Annotated in this window: 16 protein-coding genes; all 16 read right to left on the minus strand. The window is 58.1% G+C overall.

The genetic code is table 11. The features are described 5' to 3' along the window. Positions 1 to 75: 75 nt before the first annotated feature. The 16 genes from narI to HMPREF3138_RS20505 all read right to left on the minus strand — a co-directional run bounded on the left by narI (position 76) and on the right by HMPREF3138_RS20505 (position 21,604). Positions 76 to 753 carry a respiratory nitrate reductase subunit gamma gene (gene narI, locus HMPREF3138_RS20430; RefSeq protein ID WP_019452883.1) on the minus strand — a complete coding sequence of 226 codons (678 nt, stop codon included), beginning with the start codon at positions 751 to 753 and terminating at the stop codon, positions 76 to 78. A 2-nt stretch (positions 754 to 755) separates the two neighbouring features. Next, complete coding sequence (narJ, locus tag HMPREF3138_RS20435) at positions 756 to 1,478, minus strand: nitrate reductase molybdenum cofactor assembly chaperone (protein ID WP_038876990.1); 723 nt, start codon at positions 1,476 to 1,478, stop codon at positions 756 to 758. Further along, a complete protein-coding gene (narH, locus tag HMPREF3138_RS20440; protein ID WP_038876987.1) occupies positions 1,475 to 3,019 on the minus strand; it encodes a nitrate reductase subunit beta in 1,545 nt (514 codons plus the stop codon). Before narH ends, narJ begins: the two co-directional genes overlap by 4 nt. Continuing rightward, positions 3,016 to 6,777 (minus strand): nitrate reductase subunit alpha, encoded by a 3,762-nt coding sequence (locus HMPREF3138_RS20445; protein ID WP_038876985.1) that lies wholly within the window; start codon positions 6,775 to 6,777, stop codon positions 3,016 to 3,018. The genes narH and HMPREF3138_RS20445 overlap by 4 nt, the downstream gene beginning before the upstream one ends. 292 nt (positions 6,778 to 7,069) lie before the next feature. Beyond that, on the minus strand, positions 7,070 to 8,929 hold the full coding sequence (locus tag HMPREF3138_RS20450; protein ID WP_038877337.1) for a carbohydrate binding domain-containing protein: 1,860 nt from the start codon (positions 8,927 to 8,929) through the stop codon (positions 7,070 to 7,072). Between the two features lie 11 nt (positions 8,930 to 8,940). Continuing rightward, a complete protein-coding gene (locus tag HMPREF3138_RS20455) occupies positions 8,941 to 9,684 on the minus strand; it encodes a glycosyltransferase family 2 protein (protein ID WP_038876984.1) in 744 nt (247 codons plus the stop codon). A gap of 7 nt (positions 9,685 to 9,691) precedes the next feature. Beyond that, on the minus strand, positions 9,692 to 10,747 hold the full coding sequence (locus HMPREF3138_RS20460; RefSeq protein WP_038876982.1) for a glycosyltransferase family 4 protein: 1,056 nt from the start codon (positions 10,745 to 10,747) through the stop codon (positions 9,692 to 9,694). 1 nt (position 10,748) lies between these two features. Further along, positions 10,749 to 11,654, minus strand: a complete 906-nt coding sequence (locus HMPREF3138_RS20465; RefSeq protein WP_038876980.1) for a glycosyltransferase family 2 protein — start codon at positions 11,652 to 11,654, stop codon at positions 10,749 to 10,751. Positions 11,655 to 11,657: 3 nt separating this feature from the next. Next, the gene (locus tag HMPREF3138_RS20470) at positions 11,658 to 12,812 is read right to left on the minus strand and encodes a hypothetical protein (protein ID WP_038876978.1); all 1,155 of its coding nucleotides are present in this window, start codon (positions 12,810 to 12,812) and stop codon (positions 11,658 to 11,660) included. A 6-nt stretch (positions 12,813 to 12,818) separates the two neighbouring features. Next, positions 12,819 to 13,667, minus strand: a complete 849-nt coding sequence (locus tag HMPREF3138_RS20475) for an ATP-grasp fold amidoligase family protein (RefSeq protein ID WP_038877335.1) — start codon at positions 13,665 to 13,667, stop codon at positions 12,819 to 12,821. Then, positions 13,648 to 14,946 (minus strand): flippase, encoded by a 1,299-nt coding sequence (locus HMPREF3138_RS20480; RefSeq protein ID WP_038876976.1) that lies wholly within the window; start codon positions 14,944 to 14,946, stop codon positions 13,648 to 13,650. Before HMPREF3138_RS20480 ends, HMPREF3138_RS20475 begins: the two co-directional genes overlap by 20 nt. Positions 14,947 to 14,950: 4 nt before the next feature. Further along, on the minus strand, positions 14,951 to 17,131 hold the full coding sequence (locus HMPREF3138_RS20485) for a polysaccharide biosynthesis tyrosine autokinase (RefSeq protein ID WP_038876974.1): 2,181 nt from the start codon (positions 17,129 to 17,131) through the stop codon (positions 14,951 to 14,953). A 27-nt stretch (positions 17,132 to 17,158) separates the two neighbouring features. Then, on the minus strand, positions 17,159 to 18,292 hold the full coding sequence (locus HMPREF3138_RS20490) for a polysaccharide export protein (RefSeq protein ID WP_038876972.1): 1,134 nt from the start codon (positions 18,290 to 18,292) through the stop codon (positions 17,159 to 17,161). Between the two features lie 45 nt (positions 18,293 to 18,337). Next, the gene (gene wecA / locus HMPREF3138_RS20495) at positions 18,338 to 19,387 is read right to left on the minus strand and encodes a UDP-N-acetylglucosamine--undecaprenyl-phosphate N-acetylglucosaminephosphotransferase (RefSeq protein WP_038876970.1); all 1,050 of its coding nucleotides are present in this window, start codon (positions 19,385 to 19,387) and stop codon (positions 18,338 to 18,340) included. Positions 19,388 to 19,561: 174 nt separating this feature from the next. Next, a complete protein-coding gene (locus HMPREF3138_RS20500; RefSeq protein WP_038876968.1) occupies positions 19,562 to 20,524 on the minus strand; it encodes an NAD-dependent epimerase/dehydratase family protein in 963 nt (320 codons plus the stop codon). A 180-nt stretch (positions 20,525 to 20,704) separates the two neighbouring features. Next, a complete protein-coding gene (locus tag HMPREF3138_RS20505) occupies positions 20,705 to 21,604 on the minus strand; it encodes a transcriptional regulator (protein ID WP_049193372.1) in 900 nt (299 codons plus the stop codon). Between the last annotated feature and the right edge of the window lie 544 nt (positions 21,605 to 22,148).

Below are 22,148 nucleotides of genomic sequence, written 5' to 3' on the forward strand. Positions count from 1 at the left end.
GGCGAGAATGGGCAGACGGCAGGGGAATTATCGGAATAGCGCCGCCGCTGGCAATCGGCGGCGGCGGGGTCAGGCTCAGCGGCGGTTGCGCACCAGCTGGTAACGACGGGTCAGATACTCTACCGGCGCACTCCAGATATGCACCAGGCGGCAGAACGGGAACAGCACGAACAGCGTCATGCCCAGCACCATGTGTAGCTTGAAGATCAGCGCCACGCCTTCCAGGTGCGCAGAGGCGCCGGCGTGGAAGGTCACCACCGCCTGCGCCCAGGCCACCAGCTTCATCATTTCGCTGCCGTCCATATGCTGGGCGGAGAACGGAATGGTCAGCAGGCCGAGGCACACCTGCACCACCAGCAACGTCAGGATCATGATGTCGGCGAAGCTGCTGGTGGCGCGCACCCGCGGATTGGTCAACCGGCGCTTCAGCAACAGCGCGCCGCCGATCAGCGTCATCAGGCCGCAGGCGCCGCCGGCGATCATCGCCAGCTTCTGCTTCACGTCGATCGGCAGGAAGGCCTCATACATCCAGTGCGGCGTCAGCATGCCGAGGAAGTGGCCCGCGAAGATGCCGATAATGCCGATGTGAAACAGGTTGGACGCCAGCCGCATGCCCTTTTTATCCAGCATCTGGCTGGAGCCGGCGCGCCAGCTGTACTGCCCGTAGTCGTAACGCAACCAGCTGCCGATCAGGAATACCGCGCCGGCCAGATAAGGGTAGATATCGAAGAAGAACTGATTCAAAAATTGCATGATTAGCGTCCTTTGGTTCCGGTTAACGCATCCGTCAGGTCCAGATACTGTGGTGCCACCGCGCCGGCGAAGCGCCGCTGGTGCGCCGTCTGCTGGGCGGAGGCGCAGCCCTGTTCGCCGAGAAACTTGACCTGCTCCTCTTCCCACACCGCATCCAACGCCTGCGGCGTATCGTCGCGCGCCTCTTGCGCCACCTGGGGCTCCAGCGCCTGTGCCTGCACCTCGCTGCCGGACAACGCCAGCAGCAGATCGAACAGCACCGCATACGGGCTTTCGCGCTGTTGCAGGCGCGCGCCCAGCAGCGCCAGGATCGGCGCGATGTCCTGCAGCCCTTCCCGCGCCTGCGCCGCGCTGCGGCTGGCCAGATACTCCAGATACAGCGGCAGGAAATCCGGCAGTTCGCGGCTGTCGATCTCCAGCCCGGCGGCGCGGTACTGCGCCATCAGGTCAACCATCGCCTGGCCGCGATCGCGCGACTCGCCGTGCACGTGCTCAAACAGCAGCAGTGAGGTGGCGCGGCCGCGATCGAACAGCTCGCAATAGTCGGCCTGCACGTCCAGTAGCGGGCGGGCGCACAGGCGGCGGATAAACAGAATCAGCTGCGCGCTGTGGTGCAGATCCAGCTCGCTGGCCGGCTCCAGCGCTTCGATGAGCGCCTGCTGATGGTCAAACAGGACCTGCTCCGGGTAATCCAGCAGGCGGGCGATCACTTTCAGGCTGATCATGAGGCGTCCTCCGGCCGTGCGGTTTTCGCGGTCACGTCGATGGCGTCGATACGGCGGCTGTTGAACAGGTTGAACTTGCCGTCGCTGCCGTGGCAGCCGTCGCCGAAGCTGAAACCGCAGCCTTTGCTTTCCGGGAAGGCTTCACGCGCCAGCTCGCGGTGGCTCGACGGCACCACGAAGCGATCTTCATAGTTGGCGATCGCCAGGTAGCGGTACATCTCCTGCGCCTGCGCTTCGCTCAGGCCAACCTGTTCCAACGCGCTGGTGTCCACCACGCCGTCGACGGTTTCCGCCCGCTTGTAGTGGCGCATCGCCAGCATGCGCTTCAGCGCCAGCAGCACCGGTTCGGTATCGCCGGCGGTCAGCAGGTTCGCCAGATACTGCACCGGAATGCGCAGGCTCTCGACGTCCGGCAGCACGCCGCTGTGCGCCAGCTCGCCGGCGTCGGCGGCGGACTGAATCGGCGACAACGGCGGCACGTACCACACCATCGGCAGCGTGCGGTATTCCGGGTGCAGCGGCAGCGCCAGCTTCCAGTCCATCGCCATTTTGTACACCGGCGACTGCTGGGCAGCTTCAATGACGCCCTGCGGCACGCCGTCCGCCAGCGCCTGAGCAATCACCTTCGGATCATGCGGATCGAGGAAGATATCGAGCTGGCTCTGGTACAGATCCTTGTCGTTCTCCACCGCCGCCGCCTGCTCGATGCGATCGGCATCGTACAGCAGCACGCCGAGGTAGCGAATGCGGCCGACGCAGGTCTCCGAACACACCGTCGGCTGCCCGGCTTCGATGCGCGGGTAGCAGAAGATGCACTTCTCGGACTTGCCGCTCTTCCAGTTGAAGTAGATTTTCTTGTACGGACAGCCGGTCAGGCACATGCGCCAGCCGCGGCACTTGTCCTGGTCGATCAGCACAATGCCGTCTTCGCCGCGCTTGTAGATCGCCCCGCTCGGGCAGGTGGCGACGCAGGCCGGGTTGAGGCAGTGTTCGCACAGGCGCGGCAGGTACATCATGAAGGTGTTTTCGAACTGGCCGTACATCGCCTTCTGCAGGTTGTCGAAATTCTTGTCCTGCGAGCGTTTTTCGAATTCCCCGCCGAGGATCTCCTCCCAGTTCGGGCCGCTTTCGATCTTGTTCATGCGCCGGCCGGTGATCAGCGAGCGCGGGCGGGCCACCGGCTGGTGCTTGCCCTGTTTGGCGGTATGCAGATGCTGGTAGTCGTAATCGAACGGCTCGTAGTAGTCATCCAGCGCCGGCACGTCCGGGTTGGCGAAGATTTTCGCCAGCACGCCGACGCGGTTGCCCATGCGCGGCGCCAGCTTGCCGTTGATTTTACGTATCCAGCCGCCCTTCCATTTTTCCTGATCTTCCCAGGCGTGCGGATACCCGACGCCGGGCTTGCTTTCCACGTTATTGAACCAGGCGTATTCCATACCTTCACGGCTGGTCCAGACGTTTTTGCAGGTGACCGAACAGGTGTGGCAACCGATGCACTTGTCCAGATTCAGCACCATGCCGACTTGCGAACGAATTTTCATTTACTGTTCTCCTGCTGACTGCCCTGCGCGTAGTCGTTGCCTTCGTCGTCCAACCAATCAATGCGGTTCATCTTGCGCACCACCACGAACTCGTCGCGGTTGGAGCCGACGGTGCCGTAGTAGTTGAAGCCGTAGGCCAGCTGCGCATAGCCGCCGATCATGTGGGTCGGCTTCGGACAGGCGCGGGTCACCGAGTTGTGGATGCCGCCACGCTGGCTGGTGATCTCCGAGCCCGGCAGGTTCACGATGCGCTCCTGCGCGTGGTACATCATGGTCATGCCGGCCGGGATACGCTGGCTGACCACCGCGCGCGCCGTCAGCGCGCCGTTGGCGTTGAAGGCCTCGATCCAGTCGTTGTCCGCGATGCCCAGATCTTTGGCGTCGTCTTCGCTCAGCCAGACGATCGGGCCGCCGCGCGACAGCGTCAGCATCAACAGGTTGTCGCTGTAGGTGGAGTGAATGCCCCACTTCTGGTGCGGCGTCAGGAAGTTCAGCGCCTTCTCCTTGTTGCCGTTCGGCTTGCTGTTGAGCAGCGGCTGCGCGGCGCGGGTGTCGATCGGCGGCCGGTATACCAGCAGGCTTTCACCGAAGGCGCGCATCCACTCGTGGTCCTGATACAGCTGTTGACGACCGCTGATAGTGCGCCACGGGATCAGCTCGTGCACGTTGGTGTAACAGGCGTTGTAGGAAACGTGTTCGTCTTCCAGACCGGACCAGGTCGGGCTGGAGATGATTTTGCGCGGCTGTGCCTGAATGTCGCGGAAGCGAATTTTCTCGTCTTCCTTGTTCAGCGCCAGATGCCGGTGATCGCGGCCGGTGACATTGCTCAGGGCCTCCCAGGCTTTTACCGCCACCTGGCCGTTGGTTTCCGGCGCCAGCGACAGGATCACTTCCGCCGCGTCTATTGCGCTCTCAATCTTCGGCCGCCCCGCCGCCGGGCCGTCGGCCTTGACGTAGTTAAGCTGCTTGAGGAAATCGACCTCGGTTTGGGTGTTCCAGCTGATGCCCTTGCCGCCGTTGCCCAGTTTGTCCAGCAGCGGCCCCAGTGAGGTGAAGCGCTCGTAGGTGGCCGGGTAATCGCGTTCCACCGCGATGATGTGCGGCGCAGTTTTGCCCGGGATCAGATCGCATTCGCCTTTCTTCCAGTCCTGCACGCCGTAAGGCTGCGCCAGCTCGGCGGCGGAATCATGCTGGATAGGCAGGGTCACCACGTCGGTTTCCTGGCCCAGATGGCCGACGCACACCTCGGAGAAGGCCTTGGCGATGCCCTTGTAAATCTCCCAGTCGCTTTTCGAATCCCAGGCCGGATCGACCGCCGCCGACAGCGGATGAATGAACGGGTGCATGTCGGAGGTGTTCATGTCGTCTTTTTCGTACCAGGTGGCGGTCGGCAGCACCACGTCAGAGTACAGGCAGGTGCTCGACATGCGGAAATCGAGCGTCACCACCAGATCCAGCTTGCCTTCGCCGCCCTGCTCGCGCCATTCCACTTCCTGCGGCTTCACGCCGCCCTGCTGGCCGAGATCTTTCCCCTGGATGCCGTTTTCGGTGCCCAACAGGTATTTGAGCATGTACTCATGGCCTTTGCCGGAGGAGCCCAGCAGGTTGGAGCGCCAGACGAACAGGTTGCGCGGGAAGTTCTGCGGATTGTCCGGCTGCTCGGCGGCGAAGCCCAGCGTGCCGTTCTTCAGGCTGTCGACGGTGAACGCGACCGGCGACTGACCGGCCGCGCGGGCCTGCTCCGCCAGGCGCAGCGGGTTGGTGCCCAGCTGCGGCGCCGAAGGCAGCCAGCCCATGCGCTCGGCGCGCACGTTGAAGTCGATCAGGCTGCCACCGAAGCGCGACTTGTCCGCCAGCGGCGACAGCAGCTCGTCGGTGCCGACGGTTTCATAGCGCCATTGGCTGGAATGGTTGTAGAAGAACGAGGTGCTGTTCATGTGGCGCGGCGGGCGCTGCCAGTCGAGGCCGAACGCCAGCGGCAGCCAGCCGGTTTGCGGCCGCAGTTTTTCCTGGCCGACGTAGTGCGCCCAGCCGCCGCCGCTCTGGCCGACGCAACCGCAGAAGATCAGCATATTGATCAGGCCGCGGTAGGTCATGTCCATGTGGTACCAGTGGTTGACGCCGGCGCCGACGATGATCATCGAACGGCCGTGGGTCTTCTCGGCGTTTTCCGCGAACTCGCGGGCAATGCGAATGATGTTGTGACGCGACACGCCGGTGATCTGCTCGGCCCAGGCCGGGCTGTAGGCCTTGACCTCGTCATAGTCGGCGGCGCAGTTGGCGTCGCCCAGCCCGCGCTCGAGGCCGTAGTTGGCAAGCTGCAGGTCGTACACGCTGGTCACCAGCGCTTCGCTGCCGTCCGCCAGCTGCAGGCGTTTCACCGGCAGCTTGTGCAGCAGGATCTCGTCCAGCGCCACGCTGTTGAAATGCTCGCTGTCGGCGCCGCCGAAGTACGGGAAGCCCACCTCGGCAACGTCGTCATGCATGCCCAACAGGCTGAGCTGCAGCTCGACTTCCTGTTGTGACTTGCCCTCGCGCTGTTCCAGGTTCCACTTGCCCTTCTCGCCCCAGCGGAAGCCGATGGAGCCCTGCGGCGCCACCAGATCGCCGCTGCGGCTGTCGATAGCGACGGTTTTCCACTCGGGGTTGTTTTCCTGGCCCAGCCCGTCCACCAGATCGGCGGCGCGCAGCAGGCGGCCGGCGGCGTAATGGCCGCCTTCACGCGCTTCCAGCAGCACCAGCATCGGCATATCGGTATAGCGGCGCACATAGTCGCGGAAGTAGCCGACTTCGCGATCGAGATGGAACTCTTTCAGCATCACGTGGCCCATCGCCAGCGCCATCGCGCTGTCGGTGCCCTGTTTCGGATTCAACCAGTGGTCGCACAGCTTGGCGACTTCGGCATAGTCCGGCGTCACCGCCACGGTTTTGGTGCCCTTGTAACGCACTTCGGTAAAGAAGTGGGCGTCCGGGGTGCGCGTCTGCGGCACGTTGGAGCCCCAGGCGATAATGTAGGAGGAGTTGTACCAGTCGGCGGATTCCGGCACGTCGGTCTGCTCGCCCCAGGTCATCGGCGAGGCCGGCGGTAGATCGCAATACCAGTCGTAGAAGCTCAGGCAGGCACCGCCGATCAGCGACAGGTAGCGGGCGCCGGCGGCGTAGGACACCATCGACATCGCCGGGATCGGCGAGAAGCCGATGATACGGTCCGGGCCGAAGGTTTTGGCGGTATAGACGTTGGCGGCGGCGATCAGTTCATTGACCTCCTGCCAGCTGGAGCGGACGAAGCCGCCGCGGCCGCGCGCCACCTTGTAGCTTTTGGCTTTTTCCGCATCGCCGACGATAGAGCCCCAGGCCGCGACCGGATCGCTGTGCTGCGCTTTCGCCTCGCGCCACAGCTTGAGCAGACGCTTGCGCATCAGCGGGTATTTCAGCCGGTTGGCGCTGTACAGGTACCAGGAGTAGCTGGCGCCGCGCGGGCAGCCGCGCGGCTCATGGTTGGGCAGATCGGGCCGGGTGCGCGGGTAGTCGGTTTGCTGAGTTTCCCAGGTCACCAGGCCATTCTTCACGTAGATCTTCCAACTGCAGGAACCGGTACAGTTCACGCCGTGGGTGGAACGCACCACTTTGTCGTGCTGCCAACGGCTGCGATAGCCGTCTTCCCAGTCGCGGTTGGTGTTCAAGGTCTGGCCGTGATCGCCAGAAAAAGGCTCCGCCAACTGCTTGAAATAGCGGAAACGGTCTAAAAATTTGCTCATCCGGAATGCTCCTGAAGGCTCTTGTCGTTATAAGAAGACATGCTCAATCTGCCGCCAGCCTACTGACGGCCAACCGACGGCAAATTGATTGCGATCAAGAGAAAGCGGGAGGCGACGCGCGTATCGGGTGAGAAATACCACCAAAGTATAGGTGCGGGATGTGATGTTAATAGATTGAATTTAAATGAATAAAAGAGGCTGTCATGACAAAGACTGGCGGAAGGGAGGCAAGGCGGGGTATTTGGGGGTAGGACGCGGGAGAACCCTCCCGCGTGACGTTCACTCGACGCATTCAGCGCTGGAGCCACAGCGTCGCGGTGCCCACGGCGGGCAACGCCAGCGCGATCTCCGCCCCCCCATCCTGCTGCCGCCAGCCCGCCGGAAGGCGCAATCGGGTGCTTCCCTCTCGATAGTAAGGATTGGCTACCAGCAGCAAGGCGCGATCGCCCAGAATAAACATCCGCGCCGGCATTTGCGGATCGCTTCCCGCCAGCGGCGTCGATTTTCCCGTCAGCAGATAAGGGGTGAAAGCGGCGATTTGCTGCGATACGGCAGCCACACCGCGCCAGGTGGCGTCAAACTCCCGTTGGTCGAAGCGGCCGGTTTTACGCTTGTAAAACAGATCGGTATAGGAATAAAACAACAGCCCCTTGGCACCGCCGATCAGCGCCTGCCAGGCCTGATTGCGGATTTCCGCCTCTGACGGCGGATGTGGCTTACGGCGGGCGTCATAAGCGGCGTGATCCATGATTTGCATCACCACCCAGGCCCCGCGCGATTGGCGGGCGGCCTGCACCGTGAGTGCGGTATAACGCGTGGTGCGCGTCAGATCGCTATCGTTCCCCACCGGGTAAGGGTCGGTCGCCAAAATGTCGCTGCTGTTGAAGTGTGCGTCCAACTCCCCGGTTTTGTTCAACACCTGGAAGGTGGGATGATCGCCGTCAAGCTGCTTTATTTGCAGGTTTTTTTCCTCGATCTTATCGAGATATTCCGGCCCCAGCTCATCGTTGATGTACCAGGCGAGCAGGTTGGGCTGAGAGCGCAAGCGCTGCACGTACCAGGCCGTCAGCGCCGCGTAGTCGCCACCGCGCGCGGGCGGCGCGAAGCGGCTGCCGCGGTACTGATCTTTGACGGAGTAAATAACCAACAGCCCGCGCTGGCGTGCGTTGCGGAAAAAGGCATAAGGATCTTTCTTCTCCCCATAATCATAATTCAGCACCGTGTTGAATCCCGCCGATGCGATGCGCGCCAAATGCTCATCGGTAGCCACGTTGGCGTAAATACCCAACGGGAAAAGCCGTTGACCATCGCGCAGGGTAAAGCCTTCGCTGTCGATCGCCACTTTGGCCGCAGGCTGCCCTACGCGAAAAGACAGCTCGCTGTCCTGTGCCGGCTGGGATTGCTGCCCGGTGACCCGCTGGCGCAGGCGGTATTCCCCCTGGGCCAGGCCGGTCGGCAGTGGGTATTCGATACGGCGCTGCCCTTCAACCTGATAACGGTCGCGGCTACTGTGAACAACCTGCCCCTCGGCATTGAGCAATTCGCTGTTGACCTGCAAACGCTGCGGCTGCGGAGTGACCAACAGCGTGTCGACCTTCCCCTGCGCCGACGCGCCGAGCTGATACAGCGCCGGCGTAGACGCTCGAGCACACGCATAGGCGTCGTCAAACCAGGCGGTACCGGTGCTCCCCTTGCGCAGATAGACGCCAAAAGTGACTCGCGCCGCCTGCGGCGGCACGGTATAGCTAGCGCTCACCTGCCGCCAGCCGCTGTCGCCGGTCACCCCTGCCGGATAGCTGCCTTCCAGAAAGCGCCCCTGCGCATCGAAGCTCTGCAGATAAACCCCGGCGCCGCCGTCGCGGCTTTGCCCGCGTACGCCATGGGTCTTGAGCCAGACGCCGAAATCGATCGTCTGCCCGGGCGCAACCCGCAGCATCTGACTGAAGGTGCGGTACTGCGCGGCATCTGCATTGTCATAACGCAGACTGCAACGGCCGCTGTGCGCATCGCCGTCGGCCTGTGCGCCCTGCGCACGCCAGCCGCTGAGCCCCTCCTCAAAGCCGGGGTTGGCCAACAGATTGGGTTGGCAGCTCTGCGCCAGAGCCGAGGCGCTCCACCAGGCGCAGCAGCCCAGAGCCGCCATCTGATACATCCCCTTCATGGTCATTTCCTTTTCACCACGGCGTTGAACAGGTAAGTGGCGAACAGATAGCAGGATTTCTGGTAAGACAGCCCCAAATGCTGACGGTAAATCCGCCATTGCCAGTCCGCGGCGCGGATTTTGTTGCCCGACAGCGAGTGGGTAGACAATCGGTAACAGGCCAGCGGTTCGGGAATGCAGTAGGCCAGCCCGTTACGCGCCTTCTGCAGCACAGCCAGCCACATCAAATAGTCCTCATGACCCACTTTTTGCTGATACACCTTACCGATGCGCTTCTGGTTGTAAATCCCGGTGAGATTGCCGATCCAGTTGCTTTTCAACATGTCCTGATAGCCAATAAGTTCATCCGCACCACGGGTGTTTTTGATCAACTTCAGGTCGTCTTCGAAGGTGTAATAATGGGAACACACCACGTCGTAGCGGCGGGTTTGCAAAATGCTCGCCTGGCGCGACAGCTTGTTGGGGAGCCATACGTCATCACTGTCGCAGAAGGCGATATAGTCGCCTTTCGCCGCCTCAATGCCGATGTTGCGCGTTTCCGCCACGCCCTGGTTATGCTCATTGCGTATGTAGGTGAGGCGATCGTGGATAAACGGCCGCACCACCTCGGCAGTGTCGTCGGTGGACGCATCATCGATCACATACAGGTGATAATCGGTAAATCGCTGATTCAGCACGCCTAGAATCGACTCTTTAATAGAGTTCGCCGCATTGTAGGCCGGCATTATCACGGATATCTTTTCCATTCTGTCCTCACTCGGTGAGCTGTTGCCACTCGGGATAAATACGTTCGGGAGAAAAACGACGGGACTTCTCTAACGCGGCGAGAGAAAAGTGCTCACGCAAACCCGGATCGAGCATCAGTTTGATCACCCCTTCGCTGAAGGCGGCGGCGTCGTCATCGGGCACCAGATAGCCGTTGACGCCATCGTCTATCAACTCGGCCGGGCCGGTCTTGCAGTCGTAGGCCACCAGCGGCAGGCCGAAACTCATGGCTTCGATCAGCACCATCGGCAACCCTTCATAGCGAGAAGTCATTAGATACAGGCTGGCTTGGCGATAATAGGCCGCCACGTCGGCGGTGGCCGGCAGCAGGCTCACCTGCCGCTCCAACCCGGCGTCTTCAATCTGCCGCCGCAATGCGTCGCGCTCCGGACCGTCGCCAATAATCAGCAGCCGCCAATCCGGCGCCTGCGCCGCCACTCCTCGCCACAACGCGATCAGACGATCGAAGCCTTTCTGATTGCTCAATCGCCCCACCGCCAGCGCCACCTTTTTCTGCAGCGTCGGCGTCGGCGCCTGCGTGCCGAACGGTGAAACGTTCTCGATCACCCGACATTTCCCGGCCCCCACCCAGCGAGCGATGGCATCGCTATCTTGCCGCGTCAGGAAAATCACGCGGTCACCCAGCCGGTAAACCAGCAACTTCAACCACTTAAATACGCGCGGATACTGGTGAAAGCTGACGTGTTCACTCAACAGCAGCCGGCTGCGGGCACAGAACAAACGCAGAAAAGGCGTCATCACCACCGACAGTTTCCCCATGGAAACGGTAATGATCACGTCCGCGCGTTCACGCCGCAGGGCCATCGCCAGCCGCCATGGCCAGAACAGCGAATCGCCGTCGCCGCAGCGCAGCCGGACGTCGTTCGCCAGCGGAAAGAAGCTCCGCTCGCCAAACAGCGAAAACAGCGCCACCTCGTAGCCCGGCAGACGCACCAGCGCATTGGCCAAACCGCTGGCGACCCGTTCAGTTCCACCCTTGCCCGCTATATTTTCGATAACGATGATTACCTTGCGTGGTTGCATATCATCTCCTGAATCCCTGGCGCACATTGCGCAGCAGCCGGCCGCCAACCGAGAACAACCCCAACCGCGCCAGACAATCGCCATACCATTTGATCATCTTGAACTTGCCGCTCAGGCTGCGCCGCACGATGCGCGACGAGTAATAATTGAACGCCTGGGCGTTCTCCGAATACAGCGAGGCCAGCAGGTGTTTGCAGGCGAACCCGCTGATATGCCGATCGCTGGGACTGAGGAAGGTATTGATAAAGCGATCGCTGGCCTCCAGATTAAGCTTCGCCGTCATGCGCCCGTAGCGCCCTACGTCGAGAAACACCCCTCCGCCGGCGTCGTGCGCCACATGCGCGCCCAAATTGGTGGCATTGACCAAAAAACCCCAATCCTGATGCTTATTGAGGAACTCGGGAAATAAAAAGCGGCGATCGCTTTTTTTACGTATGCTGATGGTGGATGAACGAATATCGCCCATTTCCAGAAAAAGAAAATCTTCGCCGGAAGAGCCGGATTTGTAGTGGAAGTTGAAGTCACGTACCGAATCGCCGCTCACCTCCGCATAGTTACCGAAGATAATATCAATATGGCGATCTTCATGTTTATTCATGCGGCGGATAATATAGTTGGTTGTGAAGTAATCATCGGAATCGAGAAAAAACACGATCTCCGATTGCGCCAACTTGATGCCTAAGTTACGCGATACCGCCGCATTGCTCTTCTTTTTTTTCTCGTGCAGCATCACGTTGCTATTGGTTGCTGCTATCTGGCGAATATATTTGATATCATCCTCGTCAGAGCAATCATCAACCAAAATCACCTGATAGTCGAACCCCTGGCAAGCGTTGAAAACCCGCTTCAGAGTTTTAGGCAGATAGCGTGCACTATTGTAAATAGGGATCACGATCGAGAAATCCATTTCTTAACCCTCTAATTTAGAATTTATCATTTCTTTTCCACGGCAAAGCAACAATAACGACACGTTAAATACCGGGACCAAAAAATAGGTTTCCGTCAACGTTGTTAACAGGAAAACCACCACCACCCAGCGCATGAATCGACTCAGCTTGCGCATGTTACCCAACAGGTGAAAATAACAGAAAAGTATGACGACAGAGGCGATGCCACCGGCCGAATAAAACATGGCAATGAAGAAGAAATCGACGGGTTTATAAGGTTCTATATTCATGCCGAACAGCGGATTGGGTAACCCCACCGACTGAAACATCTGCCAGGAGAACCAGACTCGCCCGGTCAACGCCTGGTTCAAGAGGACGTCCAATGCCGGATTGCTGCCCCAGAGCATAACGCTGGCGAATTGAAAGCCGACAATAACCAACGTCAGCACGATGCAGACTTTTCTATTGGGGGCAACACGCAGCAGCGGCGCCAGCCAAAACAGCAATAACATCAACAACGCCAGCATAAAACAGGTGCGAGAATAGGAATACATCAGCACCGGGAGAATTAACGCCGATACCGCCAACGACGCAATATTTTTCATTCCACGCGTTAATTTCACATGGTCGATCAGGCACAGCAGTGTGGCGAACAAGGCAAAAGAATAATACGCCAGGGTATTCGGGTTATCGAAACCTAGCGTTAATCTGTTGCCGTAACGTTCATCAAGATAAACAAACCCATTGGTGTAAAAGCTATAGGGAATGACCATCAGCAACCCTGCCACCACAAAGGCGACAGCAAACATTTCAGCGCCACGTCCCATGTCTATGCGGCGAAATAAAATGATCACCGCCGTGCTGAACACCGCGCCAAACAGATAATCCCCATGCCCGGTGGCAATATTAACCAGAAACAACAGAGCCAAAAAACCCGCAACCGCTTTTTCCGCCAGCGTAGCGATAAAAAATGCATAACCGACATAGAGCAACATCAGGCCATTAAGCCCCATCACGGTTTTATTAATCAGCTCGCTATTGAACGATCCCGAGGTCAGGAAAGTTTTCACGAAAAACATCAGCAGAAAGGTCAATACGATGGATTGATTGACTAAATCCCGCGACTGATTATAACCGGGGTTGGCATGCATTTGAAAATTGGAGGCGACTCTTTGCATAAGTGTTTACTCAGTAAAATAACTGCCCCATTCCTGCTCAATGTTTTTCGGCATCAGCTTGCTTAACCCCGCGCCAGGCGTAAACGTCAACTCACCGAAATACACCTTCTCGCCGACCTGGTAGAAATCCACGCGGACATAAGAGAACTGCTGCGCTGCCTGGCGAGCCAAACGCGTCATTTCGTCCAGCCGCGTAGGGCGCGGCATCGGTTCGTCAGCATTCGGCAAGCTGATACGGATTTCGGTGCGGTTCCAGTCGATATCGAAAATATCGCGCCGATGAGTGCCGAAACGCTGATAATCCACCTGGATGAACATGCGAATTTCATGATTGTCGTTGAAACAATGAAACTTGATATCGTTCGGCACCTGCTCGCCATCCAGCAACAGGCGCTCCACCATGATGCAGGGTTCGATATCCAGATAATGCTTTTCGCGACTCTGCTCGTAAAAGTTGCTGCGCATCCACGCGTTGCTGAGATCGTACAACTCCGCGTAGCTAACCTGCCGCTTGTCGAACACCAACCGGTTATAACCGCTGCCGTGGTTGGCCTTCAGCACGAAGGCGTTGGGCAATTGCCTGAACATGTCGTAGCTGAGCTCAGTGCCATGCGCATACAGTTCCACCAGATACTCCTCGCCCCACAGACCGGCGATAAATTCACGTACCTTGAACTTGTCCGACAAGGTGGTGTAGATGCTGCGCGGATAAATTTTGCGACGCATGATCTTTTCGCTGAAGCCGGTCGGTTTTGACAGGTGCGGCAGCTTCTTGAAATAGAGCGCGTATTTAACCTGATGGTGCCAGGCATCGGGCAGGCGCTTGGAAATGTTTTTAACCAGGATGTTTAACATGTTCTCTCCTTAATTTGCTGACAAGACGCGGCAAGCAGTAAAAACAGGTCAGCTGCAGTCGGGTAATTTTTCCGCCACGGAATAAACTGTTCAGCACGAAGAACGAAATGAACTCCGCCAGCAGCGTAGACACCGCCGCACCGATCAGGCCGTAGCGCGGGATCAGCAGCAGATTCATCACCACGTTCGCCACGGCCACCAACGGCATCTTGATGGCGATAAAGCGATAGCCGGCGAACAGCACGATGCTGCGGTACGAAACCGTCCCCATGACCGAGAACAGCGAGGTCAGCGTACAAATAGCCAGGATGCTGGCGGCCGGTTGGAAAGCGGCACCGTACAGCAGCGCAATGGCCGGGTGAGCGAACCACCATAGGCCCAGCAACACCGGCAACGACAGGCCCAAGACCACCAGATAAAGCACCCGGATACGGTATTCCTGCTCCAACGGATCGCGACAGCTGGCAATGCCCGGCATCAATGAGGTGATCAGCGCCATCGGCACGAACACCCAGCCTTGGCTGAGGGTGGTGGCAGCACTGAACCAGCCTACCGCCTGCTCGCCGACCAGATTGCCCAGCATGATTTGATCGATGCGGGTATAGATCACTATCGACAGGCTGGAGATGGCCAGCGGCAGGCCCACCTTGAGCAAATAACGGCCATAGCGCCCGGCCTGGCGCGGCGTAACCCGTGGCGAGGCCGCAGCTTCCCCACGGAATAACCAGAGGCGCGCCAGGTAAGGTACGGCGCTGCTGAGAATGTAGGGCACCGCGAACCACACCAGCGGCAGCGCGGCGCTCACCAGTGCCAGCCGCAGCCCGATCGACAGCAGCAGCGCCAGGTTGTTGATCAGCGTATTGCGTTTCGACTGCAGGCGGGCATCGTAATAAATCTTGTACACGTCCTGAATCGAGAAATAGGCGCTGACAAGCAGCAACAACGTCATCAGTTGGCTGGCGGGCGATTGGCTGAAATAGCTCCATGTCAGTATCGGCAGCGTCACCGCCAGGAACAGCCAACGGCGCAGGCGTATTGACGCCAGCATCAGGCGAATGCCGCTCGGCTGTCGGCGGGCGACGCGGTTGAAAATGATGCTGTCGGCGCCCAACTGCACCAGTGGCACCACGATGGCAATCGTCGCCAACAGATAGTTGAGCGCGCCAAACTGCGCGGGCCCCAGATAGCGCGCAACGTAAATGGAGACGAAGATGCCGGACAGGCTGAGCGAAACGCGTTCGAGCATCAGCCACAGGGCATTGGTGATAATGGCCTTCACCCGCTTATTCCCCTGCCTGTGGGCGATCTTCCCGATGGCTTGGATAGGCGAAGTTGTAGTAGCTCATGTCGGTTGCCGCCTTTTTCACCATGCCGTTGAGGATCACGCCCTTGATCCCCACCCCATTCTGTTCGAAACGGCGCATGCTGGTTTCAATCTGCTTGACGGTGTTGACCTCAAAACGCACCACCAGCAGCGAGGTGCCGGCGTGATTGCCGACGATCGCCGCATCCGTCACCGCCAGAATCGGCGGCGTATCGATCAGCACCAGATCGTAGTTTTGCCCGGCCCAGCGCAGAAAATCGGCGAAACGGCGGTGCATCAGCAGTTCGGACGGGTTCGGCGGTACCTGGCCGCGCGGCACGAAGTCCAGATTGGCGATGGCGGTTTTCCGCACCGCCTGTTCCGCCATCACGTTGCCCACCAGCAGGTCGGACAGGCCCTGATGCCCGTCATCCGCCAGCCAGCGGTGCAGAAAGCCTTTGCGCATATCGGCGTCGATCAACAGCACCCGCTGCCCGGCCTGCGCCACCACCACCGCCAGGTTGGTACTGGTAAAGCTCTTGCCGCTTTCCGGGCTGGCACCGGAGACCATCAGAATGTTGTTCTTGGCCTCCATCATGGCGAAATGCAGGCTGGTGCGCAGGCTGCGGATCGCTTCCACCGACAGATCCGTCGGTTCGGCCACCGCCAGGATCGGCAAGCGCCGGCCGCCGGATTTGGGCAGCAAATGACGCTGTTCGCGGTTGCGCTTCACCTGCCACGGCGACAGCGGCACGGTGGCGTAGACGTTGATGCCCCGTCTCTCCAGGGTATCGATGTCATTGATGCCGCGATGGAAAGCCGCGCGCAACAGCACGACCGAGGCGGCGCCCGCCGCGCCCAGCAGCAGCGCCAACAGCACGATCAACGCCTTTTGCGGCTTAATCGGCCGGATAGCGGTTTCCGCCTCGTCGATGATGCGAACGTTGCCCACCGTGCCGGCCTTGCTGATGCTCAGCTCCTGCTGCTTGTTCATCAGCTGCATGTAAACCTGCTGATCCACCTGCACGTCGCGGGTGAGGCGCAGGATCTCCTGCTGCATTTTCGGCAGCGTCTGCACCTGTTTACCCAGCCGCGCCTTTTCCGCCTCCAGCGTGGCGCGCTTTTCCAGCAGCGCCCGGTAAGCCGGGTGCGCGCGGGTATAGAGCTTGGAGATCTCCGCTTCCTTGAAGGTCAGCTCGTTGAGCTGGGCCTCGAGCTGCACCTGCGTGTCCAACACCGATTTGGCTTCCAGCGACAGATCCACCGAGTCGTTTTGCTGGCGGAATTGATTGAGCTGGGTTTCGGCGTTGTTCAATGAGGTTTGCGTTTGCGGCAGCTGCTCTTGCAGGAACGCCAGCATACGCTGCGTCTCTTCCGTTTTGCGATCCACGTTCTGCTGCAGATAGTTGTCGGTGATGTTCTTCAGCATCGCCTCGGCATTCTGCGGATCTTCGCTCGGCAGCGTAAAGGTCATGATGCCGCTGTCCTTGCCACCCGACGCCACGTCCAGGTATTTACGCAGATCGTCCACCGCTTTTTGACGCGCGACTTTGACCACGGTAAAGCTGGCGCCCGGCGCCGCGTCCAGCACCGAGACGGTCATGTTCCAACCGCCCTGCGCCACCGGCTGCCCGACCACGCCGCTGAACAGCTTGTCGCCGTCATGGCTCAATTCGTAATGCTGTCCGTCGCGCACCGTCAGCGTCAGCGTTTCGTCCAGCATGTCCTCCGGCGTCGTCAGCGTGGCAATGTCCAGGACCGGCGGCTTTTCGCCGCTCAGCCGGGCAAAGCCTTTGCCGAACACCGGGAAATAGTCCGGGCTGACGCGCACCGTCAGGCCGAGGGCGTCCACCGTTTTGCCCAGCACGTAGCGTGACTTGACCAGCGTCACCTCATCCTCCGTCGCCGAACTTTGCCCCATCGAGCTGTCCAGCGTTTCACGCAGCAGCGAATCGCCGGACAGCTGCTTCTCCACCTGCACCACCGCCGTGGCCTGGTATACCGGGGTGGCCAGCAGGGCGTAGGCGACACCCAGCACGCCGGCCAAACCGGTCACGGCGGCGATCCGCCAACGGTTATCCCACAGCGGCCCGATCAGGCGCTCCCACTCCAGCTTTTCATCTTGTTCGGCCACCATCACGGACAGCGCATTGTTTTTCATCTTCTGTTCCTTATTCACCCTGCGGAGTTACCAATTGCGCACGCGCAAGGTCGCCTCGCTGAGATCGTTAAAGCTGCTGATGGTCGGCACCAGCTGGCTGATCAAACGGTTCCAGCGCGCGACCGGCGCCGCAGTGACGTACACGACGTCGTAAGGTTGCAGCTGAAATTCAGCGCCCATCGCCAGCGCGCTGGCGTCTGAGAGATCGAACTGATACAGCGTCGCCAGCCGCTGCGGCGTTTTACCGCCGCTCGGCCGGATCACGAACACCCCGGTCGCATCCGCCACCGTCTGGCTGATCCCTTCGGAAGATCCGAGGGCTTCGGTCAGGGTCATGCCGCTGCGATCCATCTTCAGCGTCGCTTGCTTACCCACCTCGCCCATCACGAACACTTTCAGTTCGTCATTGCGCGGGATGTAGAGGATGTCGCCCGGCTGCAGCAGCGCGTTCTGGCTGATGTCGCCGCGCTGCATCAGCGCCTGCAGCGAGATAGCCCGCTCCTTGCCCTGATGGGTCAGCACTACGTTGCGCCAGTCGGCGTTGTCCGTCAGGCCGCCGGCGGCGTTGATCGCGTCCAGGATGGTCAACGGCACGTTGGTGATCGCCTGTTGGCCGGAGGTTTTCACTTCGCCGGTCACGTAAGCCTTCTGCGAGCGGAACGCGGCGATGCTGACGTCCACCTGCGGGCTTTCCACATACTGCGCCAGACGGCCGGCAATCAGGCTGCGCACTTCGGTGACGGTTTTGCCCACCACCGCCACGCGCCCGATATAGGGATAAAAGATCGTGCCATCCGCATGCACCCAGTTGCCGGTGTCGCTGGCGCTGCGGTACTGCCCGGCCGGCGTGGTCAACTCGGGGTGATCCCAAACCGTGACGTTCAACACGTCGCCGACGCCGATGCGGTATTGATAACTCTGCAACCGCTGATCCAGCGCCGGGTTCGGCCGGGCGACCGGTTCTACGCGCCGCATTTTCTGCAGCAGCATCGGCGACATGCGATAGACCTGTACCTGGTTATTCAAATCGAAATCGTCGTCCTGCTGCACGACGATGGCTTTTCCACTGGTCGGTAAATGCGAGCCGGGGACCACCGTACAACCGCTCAACAGCGCGGAGGTACAGACCAACGGCATCAAAAGGGCCAAATGAAGATTCATGGAGGTACCGTGATAAACGGGCTGCTGCCGCAGCCCGTGAGAGGATTATCGGCCAACGCTGGGGTTGTCGCGGAGTACCGTTGCCTGGCGCGGTTCACGCAGCATGGCGAAATAACCGCAGAAACAGAGCAGAAACGCCACCAGCATCAGGCTTTCCTGCAGCTTCAATACTTCGCTGCAAATGCCGATGCAGGCCAGCGTCACCGCCAGCATGGTGCTCATCGCCAGCGCCTGGCGCGCATTAAGCCCGCGACGCATCAGAATATGGTGTAAATGGTCGCGTCCCGCTTTGAATGGGCTTTGGCGGCGCAACAGGCGGCGCACCATCACGGTCACCATGTCCATCAGAGGAATGGCGATCAACCACAGCGCGGTGACCGGGCGCATCACCGCCTGCGGCCCCTGAGTCGCCAGCAATACCAGCCACAGCACGCTGAAACCAATCACCATGCTGCCGGCGTCACCCATAAAGATCTTGTTGCGCGCGCCGAACAGGCTCAGGTTAAACAAGAGGTACGCCGCCAGCGCGACGATCAGGCCCAGGCACCACAGCGCCAGGTCCTCCCGGCCGCCCAGTCCGAACACGATGGCCAACGCGACGAAAGTCACGCAGGACAAGGCGCCCAGTTGCCCATCGATACCATCGACCATGTTGTAGGCGTTGATCGCCCCCCAGACCGCCAGCGGCGTGAGCAGCAACGCGCCATAACCAAGCATCACTTCCTGATGCCCCCAGACATAGCCCAGCGAGGAAAGTTGCATCCCTGCCGCCAGCATCATCGCCAGCGCGATCCCTCCCTGCACCATGACGCGCGGCGCCACGGGCAGATCAAAGCGGTCATCCAGCACGCCCAACACCACCAGCGCCGTGACGCACAGCAGGTAGATCGTGCTGTCGGGCAACCAGGCGGGTTGCCACAGCGTCATCAGCATCAGCGTCAGGTACACGGCGATACCACCGACCAGCGGAATATGCCCCAGATGTTGCTTGCGCGCATTGGGCTTATCCACCAGCCCCACCGCCAAGGCGGCCCGACGGGCAATAAGCACCCACGTCACCGCCAGCACAAATATCACGCTCAGTTGATATAACATCGTTCCTCCAGCGAATAAGCACGCTACCGCCCTTGAGTTACAGCTCCCAATGCGCTATTAACAAAAACAAAATTGATCCTGTCAGGATATAAGTCAGCATGAGTTAATCCTGAAAAATGCAGATTTATCCGCTTGTCAGCGGAAATAGGTAAATAACGTCAGCGTGCGGTTAAGTTATCTATCAGAAAACTCATGTTTAATGGTTCTTTCGATTGCCGAATCAAGTTCAACCGGCGCCACGAAATTATTCTGCACACTACTTTTAAATTGCGTTCTGGCGCAGAATTTCTGCACCCTGACGCGACTGATTGGGAATTTTTTTCGACTTATTTTACTCACGACATCCAATGCGGTTGCGCCGCATATTCCTACGGCGTAGGGAATGCGAATCGTCTTATTTTCTCGACCCAGCGAAGAGGAGATAACGTCGACCAATTGATTCATCGTGAAGTCCGGTTTATCGACGTAGTTGCTGACCTGATACGTTGACTGTTGATCCAGTGCATGTTCCAGTCGAGCGGCAATATTTTCAACGTAGGCCATCGATTTCATATTATTGCCGCTGCCAATCATTACAAATCGGCCGCTGGCGATCTGGCGGAATAGGTTATACACGTTGCCGCGGTTGCCTTCGCCGAATACCACCGTCGGGCGGATGATGGTCAATTTGTTGGTGCTGTCCGCCTTACGCCAGGCCTCATAAACATATTCCGCTTCGAGCTTGGACTTGCCGTAATGGTTGAAGGGTTCAAAACGTCCCCCTTCGTCGGTTTCCTGTTCAACGAACCCGTAAACGGCAACCGAAGAGGTGAAAATGATTTGGCGAATATTCAATGCGGAGGCGGTCATGCAGACATGGCGTGCGCCTTCAACGTTGACCTGATAATAGAGCGAAATGGGATCGACATTGTCCTGGTGCTCCGCCGCCAGATTAATGATGGCATCACAGCCCGCCAGCGGTTCTTGCAAAGTCTGGGGTTGCGTCACATCGCCATACTGATAGAGAGCAGGAAAATGTGCACTGGGTTGCTTATCAACGATGACCAACGACAGGTCGTCGCGCATACTGAGACGTTTCGCCAGGCGTGTTCCGATAAAACCGGAACCCCCGATAATAGCTACTTTACGCTTATCCATAATTTGTCACTCAGCAGGTTCTCATTATTCCTGTCACCATGGCGGAAACAGGACGCTAATATGCGTTAGGTAATGAGTTCCAGACTGGACAAATCGAACCTGGCTTTCAAATAACAAATAATGAAATAAAAGATTTCATCAAATGTGAAATTATCGCTAAAGATAAAACCTCATTCAGCGCTAATTTTTAACATCGTAAGCGACTTGATATTGCAAGGTTTTATTAGGCAATATGAGATTAATCCGACCCTTGCCAGGTGTAGAAGAGGTCTCATATTTTACCGGCAATTTAAGCTGGCCTTGCTTAGGGTCGACACATTCAATGGTCGCCTGCTCCATGCTCTCTCCCTGGTACAGGCAGAACAAGGTTTGCGGGCTGTTGGTATGAGGGTTGTTCAGCGTCAGCGTCAACACAACGCGCGTGTTGTTCTGAATATCATTGATCACCGGCGGGCGGGTTTGGTTGCCCAGGACATATGAAAAATGTGAAATAACCAGTAAAGAAGCGAATACCGTCAGGTATTTCACTACGCGGCTGGCAGGCATGCTGAAAAAACGGCGTATCGCCGCCGACTTCTTTTCCTGCGTCGGTGTCTTGGATGACTCCATCGTTGCGACGGGCGCAGCGACAAGCGTCGATTTACGCGGCTTATCTATTTTCTCTTCGTTGATTTCAGGCGGTTCACTTTCATTTTCAGAAAGTTCCGCTTGAATATCAGCACCAATATCATTGTCGCCATTTAATATATCATCGCCAGCGTACTCTTCATCTTCGGATATAAAGTGAAAAACGGCTTGATTTTCCACCTTGTAACCCAAGCGAGGAATAGTTCTGATAAGCGTGTGTTCCGCATCGCTAATTTTCTGACGAATAGATTTAATTGTTTGATTTATCGTCGAATCTGAACAATAAGTTCCTTTCCAGATATTTTCTATAATTTCCGTTCGGGTAACCAGTTCTGGTGATCTGGCGACAAGCAGCGAAAGAATTTGATACTCTTTCCAACGCAGACGGAATTTCTCCCCGGCAGGAGTCAGAACATCGAGATTCCTAATCTTTATTCTTTTATCAAGATTCACTTTTAATTTCCTTAGCGTGCCTGTCCTGCACACTTTGTATAGAAATATCAAAAAATGTTCAAGAAGTTAAATGTAAACTCAACAGGTTGCATCCATTGGATATTGGCTTTTATAAAAATTTTCTGATTTCATTTTTTACATTAGGCCTTATTGAGGATGTTATGTTTATCCAAATGACTCTTTTTCCCTGTTGGCAACATGGATTTCTTTCATGGTTACCGTAAAATTCAAACGAGCACCTCATTGATTTAAAAAGAAAAAACTAACAGCGTTGTTTGATTGTTAATCGAATAAAATTGTGAAATTTCATTCCGTGCCGTGAATTCATCCTGTTTTTCCACCTAATCTGATTGCCAGATAGACTACAAAAAGCCGGAAAAAACAGAATGAGAGTTATCTGATTTAACCCCGGCATTCATTCCGCTCGGCAGGCACAGCATCTAAGACAAAACCCTATTGCTGATTTTATAGCAATCGCACTAATTATGCCTTACCCTCTCGGAAATTTCATTTAACCTGCGGGAAAGACATTAATATTTTAATG

It is taken from the genome of Serratia sp. HMSC15F11, assembly GCF_001808215.1.
Lineage (GTDB): Bacteria > Pseudomonadota > Gammaproteobacteria > Enterobacterales > Enterobacteriaceae > Serratia > Serratia nevei.